The organism is Polymorphospora sp. A560 (assembly GCF_045781765.1).
GTDB classification, from domain to species: Bacteria; Actinomycetota; Actinomycetes; order Mycobacteriales; family Micromonosporaceae; genus Polymorphospora; species Polymorphospora lycopeni.
Genome location: NZ_CP122282.1, coordinates 5565918 through 5580487 on the forward strand (window position 1 = coordinate 5565918; position 14570 = coordinate 5580487).

The following is a 14570-nucleotide window of genomic DNA, read 5'->3' on the forward strand; positions in this document are numbered from 1 at the left end:
TGCTCCTCGTTTCAGGGGGACGCCGGCGGTCAGCCGCCGACGCCGGTACGGGCGACGACGAAGATCCGGTGGAACGGGAAGTAGACGAGGCTATCGCGGGCCGGGTAGGCGGCTTCGAGGCGTACGGCCAGTTGCCGCCGGAAGGCGGCGAACGCCTCGTCGTCGAGCGCGGCCCGGACCGGCCGCAGCGCCGTACCGTCCATCCAGCGCAGGACCGGATGGTCGACGCCCGGCTCGGCCGGCAGCAGGTGCACGTACGTGGTCTCCCAGGCGTCGACGGCACACCCGGCCGCGGTCAGCAGCGTGGCGTAGCCGGCCGCGTCGCGTACCGGCGACTCGCGCAGCAGGCCGGCCAGCGGCGCCCACGCCGGCTCGGCGGCCAGCTCGCGCAGCGCCCGGTGGGACGGCGCGCCGAAGTTGCCGGGCACCTGCACGGCGATGACGGCACCGGCCGGCAGCTCGCCGGCCCAGCGGGTCAGCAGTTCCTCGTGGCCGGGCACCCACTGCAGGGCGGCGTTGGAGACCAGTACGTCGACGTCGGGGGCCGGTCGCCAGTCCCGTACGTCGCCGAGCCCGAAGTCGACGCCCGGAACCTCGCGGCGGGCCCGCTCCACCATCTCCGGCGCCGAGTCGATGCCCTCGACCCGGGCGTTCGGCCACCGGGCGGCCAGCGTCGCGGTCAGGTTGCCGGGTCCGCAGCCGAGGTCGACGACCGCCCTCGGCCGGTCGGCGTCGATCCGGGCGACCAGGTCGAGGAACGGCCTGGCCCGCTCGTCGCCGTAGCGGAGGTACGTCGTCGGATCCCAGGTGGTCATTCCCGAACCGTACGCGGGCCCCGCGACCGGGCCGGGTACCGCCACCCGTCGCGCCGGCCGGCCGGCCCGCCGGTCATCTAGGCTGGGGCGGCCGGTCACCGTGGCCGGAAGATGGAGGCGTGACGTGAAGGGCTGGCTACCCCTGGCGCTCGGTCTGTTCGGGGTCGCCGTCGGCATCCTGTGGACACTCGAGGGCCTGGGCGAGATCAGCGGCAGCGTGATGTCCGGCAGCGCGGTGTGGGCGGTCGTCGGCCCGGTCGTCGCCGTGGCCGGTCTCGCCGCGATCGTCCTCGGTCTGCGCGCCCGCGGCAACCGCCCCTCCTGATCGAGGCCGGGTCGGCGCCTCTCCCACGGTTCCGGCCGCGCATCCGCGGGGCACGTCCGCGAACCGGCCCGTACCGCTTCCGGACATAGACGTTCCGGATCACGCGGCCGTGGTGGCCGGAGCCGGCGGCGACGGATCACAAGCGATCATGCACTAACACCCGGATCAATCCGATAAGACTGATTTACGGGGCATCGCCGACAAGAACGGGGTGTCCGCCGGCACGGTTGGCGCGTGCCCATCGCGGGGCGGTACGCCGGACGACGAGAAGCCCCGCACGCCGGAACGGCGATGCGGGGCTCGACGCTGATCCCATCAGGGATCGAGTTCGTGGCCGGCGACCGCCGGCCACGGCTGATCAGATGGGACGGACCTGCTCAGCCTGCGGGCCCTTCTGGCCCTGGGCGATCTCGAACTCCACCCGCTGGTTCTCCTCCAGCGTGCGGTAGCCGCTGGTCTGGATCGCCGAGAAGTGGACGAACACGTCAGCACCCCCGCCGTCGACGGTGATGAAGCCGAAGCCCTTGTCTGCGTTGAACCACTTCACGGTTCCCTGCGCCATGTGTATCTCCTTCTGAAACTGCGGCCGAGCACGCCGTGCGGCCGGTTGGCCGTTTTCGAGCAGCGGCGCTTGAGTCGGCCCCCACGAAGGAGGACTTCTCACCCCCGCCGTCTTCCAACAGCGGGGAACAGCAAACCACGTACGCAAAAACTTCGCACAGCCTACCTGACGATTTTCTCCGAGATGAGCCCTGCGGTGGCCCGATTTTCCGTCTCGTCGCGGCGTGTCGCGACACGCCACGACGGGCGCCTCCGGTCGCGCAGGCAGACCGGCCGACGCCCGTCGACAACCACCCCGTCAGCCCGGCCAGTGGCCGGTCAGCCTCCGTACGCCGGTCGCCCCGCCGCGGTCGACGGCGGCCCTCACGACCGCGAAGATGGCTCCCTGGATGGCCGCGGCGATCAGGATCTCGCCCCAGCCACGGTCCTCGTCGGTCGCGCTCGGTGCGTCGTCCTCGCTGTCGATGAGCTTCCACACCTGCCGGAACGCGGCACCGGCGAGCATGCCGGCCGCCGCGCCGAGCACGAGCCCCACCGGCCGGTAGGCCAGCTTGTTCACGCCCTTGCTCACCGGCGCCTCCCCTGGACCACGATGAGCACGACGACCGCCGCCAGGGCGCCTACGGCGACCGCCGCCCAGGGCACCGGGTGGCGCCGGGCCGACTCGCCCGCGTCGTGCACCGAGCCGCGGACCACCTCGGCGGTGTGCGCGGCCTGTTCACGTACCTTCTGCTTGGTCTGGTTCGCGGAGTCCCTGAGCCGGGCCTTCACGTCGGCCCGGGCCGCCAGGGCCTGGACCGTCTCGCCCAGTTCGGCCCGCGTCTGCTGGATCTCGGCCCGCAGCGCCTGCACGTCGCCGGAGCCGTTGCCTGCTGTCATGCGTCCACCCTCGTCATGCCTGCTTCACACCATTTCCATGTGATTTGACCGCCATGGTGACCGTGTCGACATCGGCACGGACACTGTCGACCGCCCGCTCCGGCACGGGTGGCACCGCCTGCTGGACCTGCTTCTTGCCTACCATCGCCAGGACCCCGGCGGCCGCGAACAGGACCACCGCGACGATGAGCGCCGCCAGCCAGCCGGGCATCACCAGCGCCAGCAGCAGCCCGAACGCGACGAACAGGGCACCCAGGCCGTACAGCGCCAGGGCTCCACCACCGCCGAACAGGCCCGCGCCGACACCGGCGTGCCTGCCCTTCTCGGTGAGTTCGGCGCGGGCCAGCGCCAGCTCGTCGCGGACGAGCCGGGACACCTGCTCGCTCGCGTGCTGGACCAGCTCCGCGGTGGACTGCTCTGAGACCGGTCGCGCGGAGGCGCCGTTCAGGACATCGGCCATGATGCCTCCCGAATGCGGGTTTCGAACCACGTCTTGTCCCGTGGTATGCCCCTCACCCGAGGTGGCCAATCCTTATTCCGGCGGATCAGTCAAACAGCACGACGCTGCGCAGTACGCCACCCTGTTCCATCCGGCCGAACGCCGCCTCCACGTCGTCGATGCCGATCGTCTCGGAGACGAACCGGTCCAGTGGCAGCCGCCCCTGCAGGAACAGGTCGATCAGGGTCGGAAAGTCGCGTTCCGGCAGGCAGTCGCCGTACCAGGAGGACTTGACCGCGCCGCCGCGCCCGAAGACCTCCAGCATCGGCAGTTCCAGCGTCATGTCCGGGGTCGGCACCCCGACGAGTACGACGGTGCCGGCGTGGTCGCGGGCGTAGAACGCCTGGGTGAAGACCTCGGGGCGGCCGACGGCGTCGATCGTGACGTCGGCGCCGTTGCCGCCGGTGAGCGCCCGGATCGCCTCGACCGGGTCCTGTTCACGGGAGTTGACGGTGTGGGTGGCGCCGAACTGGCGGGCCAGCTCCAGCTTGCCGTCGTTGATGTCGACCGCGACGACCGTGGTCGCCCCGGCGAGCACCGCGCCCGCGATCGCCGCGTCGCCGACCCCGCCGCAGCCGAACACCGCGACCGAGTCGCCCCGGCCGACCCCGCCGGTGTTGACCGCGGCGCCGATGCCGGCCATCACCCCGCAGCCGAGCAGGCCGGCGACCGCCGGTGGCGCCGCCGGGTCGACCTTCGTGCACTGGCCGGCCGCGACCAGTGTCTTCTCGGCGAACGCGCCGATGCCCAGGGCCGGCGACAGGGTGGTGCCGTCGGTCAGCGTCATGGGCTGCCGGGCGTTGTGGGTGGCGAAGCAGTACCAGGGCCGGCCGCGCCGGCACGACCGGCACTCGCCGCAGACCGCCCGCCAGTTCAGTACGACGTAGTCGCCGGGGGCGATCCGGGTCACGCCGTCGCCGACGGCCTCGACGATCCCGGCCGCCTCGTGCCCGAGCAGGTACGGGTAGTCGTCGCCGATCCCGCCCTCGCGGTAGTGCAGGTCGGTGTGGCACACCCCGCACGCCTGCACCTTCACCAGTGCCTCACCCGGCCCCGGGTCGGGCACGACGACGGTCTCGACGGTCACGGGCGCACCCTTGGCGCGGGCTACTACCCCGCGTACCTCACTCGGCATCGTGGAACCCCTCCGGTCGGCGTTGACGCAGGCTGCCTCCGGTTTACCAGAGTTCCCACCCGCGCGGACAGCCCCGGACCGCAGGGTCCGGGTCAGCGGGTCGCGTCGACCGGCTCCTCCGGCCCGACGAAGGCGTTGCCGCGCGCGTCGCCGTCGTCGCTGCCGCCGAACACCCGGGCGTCGTCGGGCGCCTCCGCGTCGACCGGCCGCCGCGCCGGCCGGCGCGGCCCGACCCACTGCCAGGGCAGGTCGCCCCCGGCGTCGCCGACCTCGGTACGCATCCGCGGCAGGGCGGTCGGCTGCCGGTCGCGCAGCCAGTTGACCAGCTGCTCGCGGACCAGGCAGCGCAGGTCCCACAGGCTCGGCGCGTCGGCGGCGCTGACCAGGGCGCGCAGCTTGACCACGCCGCCGACGGCGTCGGTCACCTGCAACACGCAGACCCGGCCGTCCCACAGTTCGGTGCCCTCGCAGACGGTGCGCAGTTCCTCGCGCATCGCCTGCACCGGCACCGACCAGTCGACCTCGAACTCGGCGGTGCCGAGCACCGCGGCGCGGGTGCGGGTCCAGTTCTGGAACGGCTTGGTGGTGAAGTACGACGTCGGCAGGATCAGCCGCCGGTCGTCCCAGATCTGCACCACCACGTAGCTCAGGGTCAGCTCCTCGATCCGGCCCCACTCCCCCTCGACCACGACCACGTCGTCGAGGCGTACGGCGTCGCTGAACGCCAGTTGCAGGCCGGCGAACACGTTGCCGAGCAGGCTCTGGGCGGCCAGCGCCGCCACGACGCCGATGACGCCGGCCGACGCCAGCACGCTCGCCCCGACACCGCGCACGCTCGGGAACGTCATCAGGCCGGCACCGACGGCCAGCACCACGATGACCGCGATGGTGACCCGGCGCAGCATGACGATCTGCGTCTTGATCCGGCGGGCCTGGCGGTTGTCGGGCACGTCGACGCGGAACCGGGCCAGCGCGGTGTCCTCGCTGACCAGCAGCAGCGACGCGACGAGCCAGGCGACGGTGCCGATGATGGCCAGGGTGAGCAGGTGCAGGACCGTCTGCCGCCAGGGTTCGCCGGTGGCGTACCCGGTCGAGAACCGCACCCCGAGCGCGACCGCGAGGGTGGTCGCGGCCACCAGGAACGGCCGGTGCGCGTGGTCGGACAACTCGGTCAGCAGCGTGGACCGCCGGCCGAGCCGGCGGACGGCCAGATGGGTCACCTGTACGACGGCGAACGCGACGGTCGCGGCACCGAGCGTGGCCACGACCGTCCAGAACATGGGATGCACTGCGAAGATCCCCCGGAATGTCTCGTCGGGTCCGTGCGATGGGGCGGGGTCCGGGCCTGTGCCCGGATACCGCGCAAAGCGACAAGAATGCCCGATGTGGGCGTACGTCACCAACGTTCGGGACCCGCTCCGGGTGTGAAGCGGGTCCCGATCTCGATCGGCCGGTGGGTCAGACCTTGCGGTACCTCGCCTGCACGAAGCAGAAGACACCGAACGCCGCGATGCCGAGCGCCATCAGGGCGAGCAGCACGGTGCCGAACGGCTGCTCCCGCAGCGCGTGCAGGGCGCCGTCCAGGCCGCGCGACCTGTCCGGGTCGTACGTCACCGCGGCGGTGACGATCAGCACACCGGCGACCGCGTAGACGGCACCCTTGGCCGAGTAGCCGGCGACGCCGAGCCGCTGGGTGAGCTTGCGGACCCGGGCACTCATCCGCCCGGTGTTCAGGTGCTTCTCGAAGCGCTTGATGACGCCGTAGACGACCAGGCCGACCCCGACGCCGGCCAGGACCAGCCCGGCGAGACCGACCAGCCACTGACCGCCGGTCGACTCCATCAGCTTGCCGGTCAGCACCTCCTGGCTGTCGGCGCTGGAGGAGTTGGCGTTGCTGAACACCTTGTAGGCCGTCCAGGCGAAGTAGGCGTAGACGACGGTGCGGACCGCGGAGGCGACCCGCTCGACCGTACGCTCGTTGCCGCGGTCCTCGCGGTGCCCGACCGCCGCCTCCAGGGCCTGCCACAGCGCCATCGCGGCCAGCCCGACACAGACGGCGATCACCAGGAACTTGCCCAGCGGCTGCTGGGCCAGCGTACGCAGCGCGCCGGACTGGTCACCGTCGTCGGCCGGACGGCCGAACGCGATCTGGAGAGCCAGCCAGGCGAAGAGAAGATGGACGATCCCGTAGCCGATGAAACCGGCCCGGGCGAGGGCCTCCAGCGCCTTGCTGTTCCTGGCTCTGGAGGCGGTGGCTTCGGCATCGCGGGTCAACGTCATGGGCCTGACATTGACCCGTCCGCATGGTTTCCAAACGTGCCGGGCGGGGCCACCGGAGCGGCCCGCCCGGGAGCGGGGTCAGCGGGAGATCTTGACCGCGATCTCGCTGTCGGTGACCCGGTCCAGGGTGACCTGGAAGCCGGCGACATCGGCCGCCTGCTGCTCGGTGGTCAGCGAGAGCTGCTGACCGGCGACCTCGATGGTCACCAGGTTGCCGTCGACACCGACCAGCTTGGCCTCGACGCCGAAAATGCTGGCGTTGGCCTCCACGCCACGCTGGAACGTGACCGTGCACTGGTCGATACCGCACTGGGTGGAGGCGCCCTCGGAGCTGGAGCTGCAACCGGCGATCACGGCGCCGGCGAGGGCGAGACCGGCGGCGACGGCGGCGATACGGCGGGGACGGAGCGGGGGCATCCTCGAGATCATGACTCAAGCGTACGGGGGCGGCGCTCGCGAACCGCGCGACCGCCGGCCGGCCGGCACCGGGCGGAGATAGGGTCGACGGATGGCGTACCTGATCGAGGACAATCCGGCCCGGCGACGGTTCGAGATCCTGGTCGACGACAACCTCGCCGGCACCGCCCACTACCGGCTGGCACCGGGCCTGGTCGTCTTCACCCACACCGAGATCGACCCCGCCCACCAGGGCAAGGGGGTCGGGAGCGCACTCGCCCGCGGCGCGCTGGACCAGGTACGCCAACGCGGCGAGCGGGTCCAGGCCCCATGCCCGTTCATCGCGTCGTTCATCAGCTCCCACCCCGAATACGCCGACCTCGTCGCCCCGGAGTCCGCCCCGTACTGACCGGGCGCGCCGATCATCGGCGGGCCGGGCGACGTAGGGTCGTACCCGTGGCGAAGCCTGACCGTCCCGGCCGGAGCCGGACCAAACTCGTCGTCGCCGGCGTCGCGGCCGTCGCGCTGCTCGCCGCCCTCGGCGCCGTCGCGGTCTGGCGGGGATGGTTCGCCGACCCGTCTATCGACGACGCGCCCCGCGCCGACCACGGTCCGGTGTCGACGGTCGCCAGCGACCTCGAAGCCCCGTGGGGGCTCGCGTTCCGGCCCGACGGCTCGGCCCTGGTGACCGAACGCGACAGTCGCCGCATCGTCTCCGTCACCCCCGACGGCACGGTGACCGAGGTGGCCCGCGTCGACGAGGCCGTACCGCGCGGCGAAGGCGGCCTGCTCGGCATCGCCCTCGCCGCCGACGGCTGGATCTACGTCTACTACACGGCGCGCGACGACAACCGGATCGCCCGGCTGCGGCCCGGCGGGCAGCCCGAGGCGATCTTCACCGGCATCCCGAAGGCCAACACCCACAACGGCGGCCGGATCGCGTTCGGTCCGGACGGCATGCTCTACGCCACCACCGGCGACGCCGGCGACCGCGGCGCGGCACAGGACCGGGACAGCCTCGCCGGCAAGATCCTGCGGCTGACCCCCGACGGGCAGCCCGCGCCCGGCAACCCGTTCGGCGACTCCCCCGTCTACAGCTACGGCCACCGCAACCCGCAGGGGCTGGGCTGGGACTCCGCCGGCACGCTCTTCGCCGCCGAGTTCGGCCAGAACACGTACGACGAACTCAACCGGATCGAGCCGGGCGGCAACTACGGCTGGCCGGAGGCCGAGGGTGTCTCCGGCGACAGCCGCTTCGTCGACCCGGTCGCCACCTGGGCCACCAACGACGCCTCACCGAGCGGCATCGCCGTGGTCGGTGACGAGGTCTGGGTCGCCTGCCTGCGCGGCCAGCGGCTCTACCGGCTGCGCACCGACGGTTCCGGCGCGCAGACCCTGTTGCAGGGCGAGTACGGCCGGCTGCGCCACGTCGCGGCCGCGCCGGACGGCTCGATGTGGGTGCTGACGTCCAACCGCGACGGTCGCGGCCGCCCCAGCGACACCGACGACCGAATCCTCCGCCTGACCCCGTAACCCGCCCCGCCCACCCGGCTCCGCGCCACCGCCCGGCCTCGTTGATCAAGGGGATGTTCACGCCAAAGTGGACAGGATTCCCGCAACTTCTCCTCGATCGGCGGGCTGCACCACCACCGTCGCGCCGATCGAGGGGATGTGGCACGCAAAACGGACGCGTTCGCCCACGATTGCTCCTTGATCAGCGCGGAGGCGACCGGCGCCACGTGCCCCGCCCGCCAACCTCCCGGCCACGCGCCCCGGCCTGCCACGCGCCCCCGGCCTGCCACGCGCCCCCGGCCTGCCACGCGCCTCCCCCGCTCGCCACGCGCCTCCCCGGTCGCCGATCGAGGGGATGTTCACCCCAAACCACGACACGAATCGCGCAACAGTTCTTGATCAACGCGAACGGGGGCGGCGCGCACAGGGACGGCGTGGACGGTAGAGGGGTCAGATGGCGTGTTCCGGGGCGGGGAGTTCGGAGAAGGGGAAGCGTTGACCGAACTCGGGCCATGGCACGGTGATGCGCACGGTGTCGGGCCGATCACCGGGGTCGGCGCGCAGCCCGGCCAGCCCGGCGAGGTCGTCGAGCGCCTGCCGGGTCTCCTGCGGCGTCACCCCGGCCAGTCCGGCGACCGCGCCGAAGGTGGTGCCGACCGTACGCCGCCGGGGCCAGCGCCGGCGGGTGCGGACCGCGAGCCGGCGTACGGCGATCGCGACCTGGACGGCCCGGTCGTCGCGCTGGGCGAGCCGCTCGAGGTCGGATTCGGGCGGCGACAGCGGCAGCACGTCGAGCGGGTCGCGGTCGAGGTGGGGGCGTACCCAGGGGTCACCGGTGGCGCCGTCGAGGTCGAACAGCCCGAGTCCGGCGAGGCAGGTCAGTAGTTCGGTGACGGTGTGCGGTACGGGAAGGTCCCGGCGCCGGCACATGTCGGCGAAGACGTCGATCCGCGTTTCGCGCAGTGCGAGCACCTGCGCATACCGGGCACGGATCTGGCGTTCGGCGGGCTCGGCGCGGCGTCCGGGACGCCGCGCCGCCCGCCCGATCCAGTCCTCGATGTCGCCGGGGTCGCACCACACCGGATCGTCCCAGGGCACCACGGCGTCCCAGGTCGAGCGCGGGAACCGGCCCGGATCGGGGACGACGGTGAGGTAGGCGTGGGCGCAGGGAAGCCACCGGATCCACGAGGGGTTCATCGTGGCCCGCTGCCAGCGGGGGGTCACCGGAGGACCATACTGCGACCGACCGTGCCTGTGGGGGCACCGATGGTGAGCCGAAAACGGCTGCTCAGGAGGTGCCGGCGAGCAGTTCGGCGGCCGCCCGCGCGCCGGCCCGGGTGGCGCCGTACGTCGCGAGATGCGCCTGCCCGGCGACGGTGACCGGTACGCCCATCTCGACCACGATCGCGTCGGGGCGGGCCGCGAGGGCGCGGTCGACGGCGGCGGCCATCCAGGGGTGCCGGTGCAGGTCGCGTACGACGAGCACGAGCGAGCGGCCGGCGGCGTCGGCGAGCAGCGCGGCGGGCGGCTCGGCGCCGGCCGGCAGGTCGGTCTCGTCCAGGCGGGCGGTGGTGGTGCCGGGCAGCAGGTCGGCCAGGGGTGCGCCGACGCCCCACGGGGTCTCGGCGCCGATGGCGATGTTGCGCGGCGGGGCGAACTCGACCACGTGGGCGGGGCCGGCCAGCGGCAGCGGGACGGTGCCGTTGGGCACGGTGACCCGTACGGCCCGGCGGGCGGCGGCCAGGCCGATCGGCGAACCGTCGGGGCCGTGGGCGGCCCAGGGGGCGAGCCCGGCGCGGCTCTGGACGGTCCAGGCGGCGAGTTCGTCGACCCGCTTGGCGGCCTCGACGAGCCGTTCCTCGGGCAGGGTGCCGTCGACGACGGCGGCGACGATGGCCCGCCGCAGCCGGTCGGCACTGTCCTCGTCGGACAGTTCGCCGCCGATGCAGATGGCGTCGGCGCCGGCGGCGAGGGCGCGTACGGTGCCGGCCTCGAAGCCGTACCGGTCGGTGATGGCCTTCATCTCGATGGCGTCGGTGACGATCACGCCGTGGAAGCCGAGTTCGCCGCGGAGCAGGTCGCTCAGGACGAGGCGGCTGAGGGTGGCCGGGTGCAGCGGGTCGACGGCCGGGACGAGCAGGTGGCCGGTCATGATGGCCTGTACGCCGGCGGCGATGGCGGCCCGGAACGGCGGCAGTTCGCAGGCGTCGAGCCGCTCCCGGGTGGAGCCGATCCGGGGCACGTCGACGTGCGAGTCGACGCTGGTGTCGCCGTGGCCGGGGAAGTGCTTGGCGCAGGCGGCGACCCCGCCGGACTGCAGGCCGGTGATCCAGGCGGCGGTGTGCCGGGCGACGAGTTCCGGTTCGGAGCCGAACGACCGTACGCCGATCACCGGGTTGCCGGGGTTGGAGTTGACGTCGGCGTCCGGGGCGTAGTTGAGGGTGATGCCGGCGGCGGCGAGTTCGGCGCCGATGTCGCGGGCGACGGCCTCGGTCAGGGCCGGGTCGTCGATCGTGCCGAGCGCCAGGTTGCCCGGGCGCGAGCTGCCCCGGCGGGACTCGAACCGGGTGACGTCGCCGGCCTCCTCGTCGATGGCGACGACGACGTCGGGGCGTTCGGCGCGCAGCGCGGCGGTGAGCCGGGCGACCTGCTCGGGGTCCTCGACGTTGCGGGCGAAGAGCGCCACGCCACCGAGTCCCTCGGCCAGCCAGCGGCGGATCCACGCCGGCGGGGTGGTGCCTTCGAAGCCGGGTTGCAGCACCCGGGCCGCGAGGCGCGGCAGTTCTCCGCTCCGGTCGGTCATCAGGCCCCCGTAGTTCCACAGTAGACGGTCCGCCGGCCCCCACGGCTGCGCGGTAGCTGCCATGTTCACACCCGCTCGGTCTAATAGTCAATAAACCTTTCTATTAATTGGGCCGCCGGCCGACCAGTTTCGGCGCCCCACGCTGGGAGCGCTTCCGTGATCTGCGTCACGACGACGGGGTGGGCGCCGGCCCGGCCGTTGTGCGAAGGTGCGGGGATGACGCGCATCCTCTCCGCCGAGGAGACCCCGTGGTCGGAGATCCCCGGCGTCCAGTTGATCGGCGCGATCCTCGGCATCCTGCTGCTCGTGGCGGCCATCCGCGCCCTCTTCGGCAAGGGCCGCTGACCCCGGGCCGCCGGACCGTCCCGACCCGGCCACTCTGACCCGGCCGCCCGGCGCCCGCACCAGCCCGCCCCGGCACCCGCACCAGCCCGCCCCGGCCGCCCGGACCCGGCCGGCCCGGCGCTTCGGCATGAGGTGAACGCGCCGGGGTACCTCCCGACCGAGGCAATCCCCCGGATCGAGGAGGCTCGTCATGCGAATCGGCTACTTCCTGTCCAGCGAGGAGTACACCCCCGCGGAACTGCTCGACCAGGCCCGGGGCGCCGAACGGGCCGGCTTCGAGGCGCTGTGGATCTCCGACCACTTCCATCCCTGGGTCGACGCGCAGGGGCAGAGCCCGTTCGTCTGGTCGATGATCGGCGCGCTGAGCCAGGTCTGCCGGCTACCGGTGACCACGGCGGTCACCTGCCCGACCGTACGCATCCATCCGGCGGTGATCGCCCAGGCCGCGGCCACCAGCGCGGTGCTCCTGGAAGGCCGCTTCGTGCTCGGCGTCGGCACCGGCGAGGCGCTCAACGAGCACATCTTCGGCGACCCGTGGCCGAGCGCCGGCACCCGGCTGGAGATGCTGGAGGAGGCGGTCGACATCATGCGCCGGATGTGGAAGGGCGGCTTCACCCACCACGACGGCAACCACTACACGGTGGACAACGCCCGGATCTACACGCTGCCCGACCAGCCACCCCCGGTCTACGTCTCCGCCTTCGGCCCGAAGGCCATCGACCTCGCCGCCCGCATCGGCGACGGGTACGTCAGCACGATGCCGGACGCCGACCTGGTCCGCCGGTTCCGCGACAACGGGGGCGGCGACAAGCCGTGCCAGGGCGGCTTCAAGGCGGCGTACGCGCGGACCGCCGACGAGGGCGCCCAACTGGCGTACGAGCGGTGGCCGAACGCCGGCGTGCCCGGCGAGCTGTCCCAGGTGCTGCCGTCGCCCCGGCACTTCGAGCAGGCCGCCGAACTCGTCACGCCGGACATGGTCCGCGAGGCGTTCGTCTGCGGCGACGACGCGCGCGAACACCTGGAGATGATCAACCGGTACGCCAAGGCCGGCTTCGACGAGGTCTACGTCGCCAACACCGGGCCGCACTACCAGGGCCTGTTCGACCTGTACGCCGAGCGGGTGTTCCCCGCGCTGCGCTGACCGGCGGCGACCGTGCCGGGGTACGGGTGCGGGCGTTGTTTCGCCCGCCCCGGCCCCGGGTACCCACGCTCTCCGATGAAGCTGCCACTGCACTCGACCCGGCTGCGCCGCGTCGCCCGACAGCACTTCGGCTGGCGATCGCTGCGTCCCGGTCAACTGTCCGCCATGCGGGCCCTCATGAAACGGCGCGACGCCCTCGTCGTGCTCCCCACCGGGGCCGGCAAGTCGGCGGTCTACCAGGTCCCGGCCACCCTGATGGCCGGTCCGACGGTGGTGGTCTCGCCGCTGCTCGCCCTGCAACAGGACCAGATCATCGCGCTGAACGAGCGCGGCGACCCACGGCTGCGGGCGGTACGGGTCAGCTCGGCCGAGACGTCCGGCCAACAGGCCGCCGCGCTGGAGGACCTGCGCGCCGGCCGGGCCCGGTTCCTTTTCATCACGCCCGAACAGCTCAGCCAGCCGGATCGGCTGGCGCAGGTCAAGGCGCTGCGGCCGGCACTGGTCGCGGTCGACGAGGCGCACTGCATCTCGGCGTGGGGGCACGACTTCCGCCCCGACTACCTGGCGCTCGGGCACCTGATCCGCGGGCTCGGCCGACCGCCGGTCGTCGCACTGACCGCGACCGCCTCCCCGCCCGTACGCGACGACATCGTCGACCGGCTCGGCCTGTCCGACCCGCGGACCGTGGTGTCCGGGCTGGACCGGCCCAACCTGTTCCTGGAGGTCGGGCACTGCCCCACCGAGGACTACCGGTGGCGGCGGCTGCTCGCGCTGCTCGACGCCGAGGAGCGGCCCGGTGTGGTCTACATCGCCACCCGGCGGGCGGCCGAGGAACTGGCCGCCCGACTGACGTCGGCCGGTCACCCGGCCGAGCACTACCACGGCGGGATGGCCGCGGGGCCACGTGAGCGGCTGCACGAGGACTTCCTCGCCGACCGGGTGCCGATCATGGTGGCGACGTCGGCGTTCGGCATGGGCATCGACAAGCCCAACATCCGCTGGGTGGCGCACGTGGCCCTGCCCGACTCGCCGGACAGCTACCTGCAGGAGATCGGTCGGGCCGGTCGGGACGGCCGGCCCGCGCGGGCGTTGCTGCTGTGGCGGGCCGAGGACGTCGGCATCCAGCGGTACTTCACCGGCGGCAGCCCGGACGAGGGTGACCTGCGCGACCTGGCGGCGCTGCTGCGCGACGGGCCGGCGACCCGGGCCGAGCTGCGCGAGCGCAGCGGGCTGAGCGCCCGCAAGCTGGGCCAGTTGCTGGCCCTGCTGGAACAGGTCGGGGCGGCCGAGAACCGGGCCGGCAACCGGTTCGCCCGCCCCCGGTACGCCGCCGAACCGGCGCGGGCGGCCCGGGCCGCGCTCGCCGAGGCGGAGCGGCAGCAGACGGTGCAGCGCTCGCGTACGGACATGATGCGCGCCTTCGCCGAGCACCGCGGCTGCCGGGGGCAGACGCTGCTGGTGTACTTCGGCGAGCACATGAAGAAGGTCTGCGGGCACTGCGACAACTGCCACGCCGGCACCAGCACCGCCGACGACGGCGCGAGCGGGCCGTTCCCGGTGCACAGCACGGTGCGGCACGCCGAGTGGGGCAGCGGCATGGTGCTCGGCTACGAGGACGACCGGATGACGGTGCTGTTCGACGACGTCGGCTACAAGACGCTGTCGGTGCCGGTCGTCAGCGAGCAGGGCCTGCTGGCCCGCGAGGCGGGCTGATCCCGACACCTGCCGGCCCGCCAGGCGGGCTGATCCCGACACCTGCCGGCCCGCCAGGCGGGCTGATCCCGACACCTGCCGGCCCGCCAGGCGGGCTGATCCCGACATACGGGTTGAACTAATCTCACGCAAGGTCCGTCCGCCGTCCGGAAGGGCGGTCCGGTGA

17 protein-coding genes are annotated in these 14570 nt (G+C 73.0%); 6 read left to right on the plus strand and 11 right to left on the minus strand.

Features of this window, described 5'->3' with window-relative positions:
- Positions 1-29: 29 nt before the first annotated feature.
- The gene (locus QCD66_RS24840; protein ID WP_375736092.1) at positions 30-815 is read right to left on the minus strand and encodes a trans-aconitate 2-methyltransferase; all 786 of its coding nucleotides are present in this window, start codon (positions 813-815) and stop codon (positions 30-32) included.
- A gap of 124 nt (positions 816-939) precedes the next feature.
- On the opposite strand from QCD66_RS24840, the gene QCD66_RS24845 reads away from it, so the two are divergent.
- The gene (locus QCD66_RS24845) at positions 940-1140 is read left to right on the plus strand and encodes a hypothetical protein (protein ID WP_357539919.1); all 201 of its coding nucleotides are present in this window, start codon (positions 940-942) and stop codon (positions 1138-1140) included.
- A 358-nt stretch (positions 1141-1498) separates the two neighbouring features.
- On the opposite strand, the gene QCD66_RS24850 is transcribed toward QCD66_RS24845, so the two are convergent.
- The 8 genes from QCD66_RS24850 to QCD66_RS24885 form a co-directional block, all read right to left on the minus strand.
- A complete protein-coding gene (locus QCD66_RS24850; RefSeq protein ID WP_007075740.1) occupies positions 1499-1702 on the minus strand; it encodes a cold-shock protein in 204 nt (67 codons plus the stop codon).
- 297 nt (positions 1703-1999) lie between these two features.
- On the minus strand, positions 2000-2272 hold the full coding sequence (locus tag QCD66_RS24855) for a DUF4235 domain-containing protein (RefSeq protein ID WP_375736093.1): 273 nt from the start codon (positions 2270-2272) through the stop codon (positions 2000-2002).
- The gene (locus tag QCD66_RS24860) at positions 2269-2580 is read right to left on the minus strand and encodes a DUF3618 domain-containing protein (RefSeq protein WP_357544177.1); all 312 of its coding nucleotides are present in this window, start codon (positions 2578-2580) and stop codon (positions 2269-2271) included. The genes QCD66_RS24855 and QCD66_RS24860 overlap by 4 nt, the downstream gene beginning before the upstream one ends.
- Positions 2581-2593: 13 nt before the next feature.
- On the minus strand, positions 2594-3040 hold the full coding sequence (locus QCD66_RS24865) for a phage holin family protein (protein ID WP_364207400.1): 447 nt from the start codon (positions 3038-3040) through the stop codon (positions 2594-2596).
- A gap of 85 nt (positions 3041-3125) precedes the next feature.
- Entirely contained in the window at positions 3126-4214 is a 1089-nt protein-coding gene (locus tag QCD66_RS24870) for an S-(hydroxymethyl)mycothiol dehydrogenase (protein WP_364207399.1), read from the minus strand.
- A gap of 92 nt (positions 4215-4306) precedes the next feature.
- Positions 4307-5494, minus strand: coding sequence for a mechanosensitive ion channel family protein (locus tag QCD66_RS24875; protein WP_375736102.1), 1188 nt, complete (start codon positions 5492-5494; stop codon positions 4307-4309).
- A gap of 178 nt (positions 5495-5672) precedes the next feature.
- Complete coding sequence (locus tag QCD66_RS24880) at positions 5673-6494, minus strand: DUF1206 domain-containing protein (protein ID WP_364207397.1); 822 nt, start codon at positions 6492-6494, stop codon at positions 5673-5675.
- A gap of 78 nt (positions 6495-6572) precedes the next feature.
- Positions 6573-6911: a hypothetical protein gene (locus QCD66_RS24885; RefSeq protein ID WP_375736094.1), complete on the minus strand. Its 339-nt coding sequence runs from the start codon at positions 6909-6911 to the stop codon at positions 6573-6575.
- Between the two features lie 91 nt (positions 6912-7002).
- Here QCD66_RS24885 and QCD66_RS24890 point away from each other — a divergent pair, with 91 nt between their 5' ends.
- A complete protein-coding gene (locus QCD66_RS24890; RefSeq protein ID WP_364207393.1) occupies positions 7003-7299 on the plus strand; it encodes a GNAT family N-acetyltransferase in 297 nt (98 codons plus the stop codon).
- Entirely contained in the window at positions 7221-8423 is a 1203-nt protein-coding gene (locus QCD66_RS24895) for a PQQ-dependent sugar dehydrogenase (protein ID WP_375736095.1), read from the plus strand. The genes QCD66_RS24890 and QCD66_RS24895 overlap by 79 nt, the downstream gene beginning before the upstream one ends.
- 429 nt (positions 8424-8852) lie before the next feature.
- Here QCD66_RS24895 and QCD66_RS24900 read toward each other — a convergent pair whose 3' ends face one another.
- Positions 8853-9626 (minus strand): hypothetical protein, encoded by a 774-nt coding sequence (locus tag QCD66_RS24900; protein ID WP_375736096.1) that lies wholly within the window; start codon positions 9624-9626, stop codon positions 8853-8855.
- Positions 9627-9690: 64 nt separating this feature from the next.
- Entirely contained in the window at positions 9691-11205 is a 1515-nt protein-coding gene (locus QCD66_RS24905; RefSeq protein ID WP_357544168.1) for a glycoside hydrolase family 3 protein, read from the minus strand.
- Positions 11206-11421: 216 nt separating this feature from the next.
- On the opposite strand from QCD66_RS24905, the gene QCD66_RS24910 reads away from it, so the two are divergent.
- The 3 genes from QCD66_RS24910 (at position 11422) to QCD66_RS24920 (ending at position 14404) form a co-directional block, all read left to right on the plus strand.
- Positions 11422-11550 (plus strand): hypothetical protein, encoded by a 129-nt coding sequence (locus QCD66_RS24910; protein ID WP_364207388.1) that lies wholly within the window; start codon positions 11422-11424, stop codon positions 11548-11550.
- A gap of 190 nt (positions 11551-11740) precedes the next feature.
- A complete protein-coding gene (locus tag QCD66_RS24915; RefSeq protein WP_375736097.1) occupies positions 11741-12691 on the plus strand; it encodes a TIGR03557 family F420-dependent LLM class oxidoreductase in 951 nt (316 codons plus the stop codon).
- Between the two features lie 75 nt (positions 12692-12766).
- Complete coding sequence (locus tag QCD66_RS24920; RefSeq protein WP_375736098.1) at positions 12767-14404, plus strand: RecQ family ATP-dependent DNA helicase; 1638 nt, start codon at positions 12767-12769, stop codon at positions 14402-14404.
- Positions 14405-14570: the final 166 nt, after the last annotated feature.

Bases quoted from the DNA above. Each gene is read 5' to 3' on its own strand.
- QCD66_RS24905 (WP_357544168.1), bottom strand. From the start codon at position 11,205: ATGACCGACCGGAGCGGAGAACTGCCGCGCCTCGCGGCCCGGGTGCTG.
- QCD66_RS24880 (WP_364207397.1), bottom strand. From the start codon at position 6,494: ATGACGTTGACCCGCGATGCCGAAGCCACCGCCTCCAGAGCCAGGAAC.
- QCD66_RS24915 (WP_375736097.1), top strand. From the start codon at position 11,741: ATGCGAATCGGCTACTTCCTGTCCAGCGAGGAGTACACCCCCGCGGAA.
- QCD66_RS24895 (WP_375736095.1), top strand. From the start codon at position 7,221: ATGCCCGTTCATCGCGTCGTTCATCAGCTCCCACCCCGAATACGCCGA.
- QCD66_RS24910 (WP_364207388.1), top strand. From the start codon at position 11,422: ATGACGCGCATCCTCTCCGCCGAGGAGACCCCGTGGTCGGAGATCCCC.
- QCD66_RS24870 (WP_364207399.1), bottom strand. From the start codon at position 4,214: ATGCCGAGTGAGGTACGCGGGGTAGTAGCCCGCGCCAAGGGTGCGCCC.
- QCD66_RS24890 (WP_364207393.1), top strand. From the start codon at position 7,003: ATGGCGTACCTGATCGAGGACAATCCGGCCCGGCGACGGTTCGAGATC.
- QCD66_RS24875 (WP_375736102.1), bottom strand. From the start codon at position 5,494: ATGTTCTGGACGGTCGTGGCCACGCTCGGTGCCGCGACCGTCGCGTTC.
- QCD66_RS24840 (WP_375736092.1), bottom strand. From the start codon at position 815: ATGACCACCTGGGATCCGACGACGTACCTCCGCTACGGCGACGAGCGG.
- QCD66_RS24920 (WP_375736098.1), top strand. From the start codon at position 12,767: ATGAAGCTGCCACTGCACTCGACCCGGCTGCGCCGCGTCGCCCGACAG.
- QCD66_RS24865 (WP_364207400.1), bottom strand. From the start codon at position 3,040: ATGGCCGATGTCCTGAACGGCGCCTCCGCGCGACCGGTCTCAGAGCAG.
- QCD66_RS24850 (WP_007075740.1), bottom strand. From the start codon at position 1,702: ATGGCGCAGGGAACCGTGAAGTGGTTCAACGCAGACAAGGGCTTCGGC.
- QCD66_RS24860 (WP_357544177.1), bottom strand. From the start codon at position 2,580: ATGACAGCAGGCAACGGCTCCGGCGACGTGCAGGCGCTGCGGGCCGAG.
- QCD66_RS24885 (WP_375736094.1), bottom strand. From the start codon at position 6,911: ATGCCCCCGCTCCGTCCCCGCCGTATCGCCGCCGTCGCCGCCGGTCTC.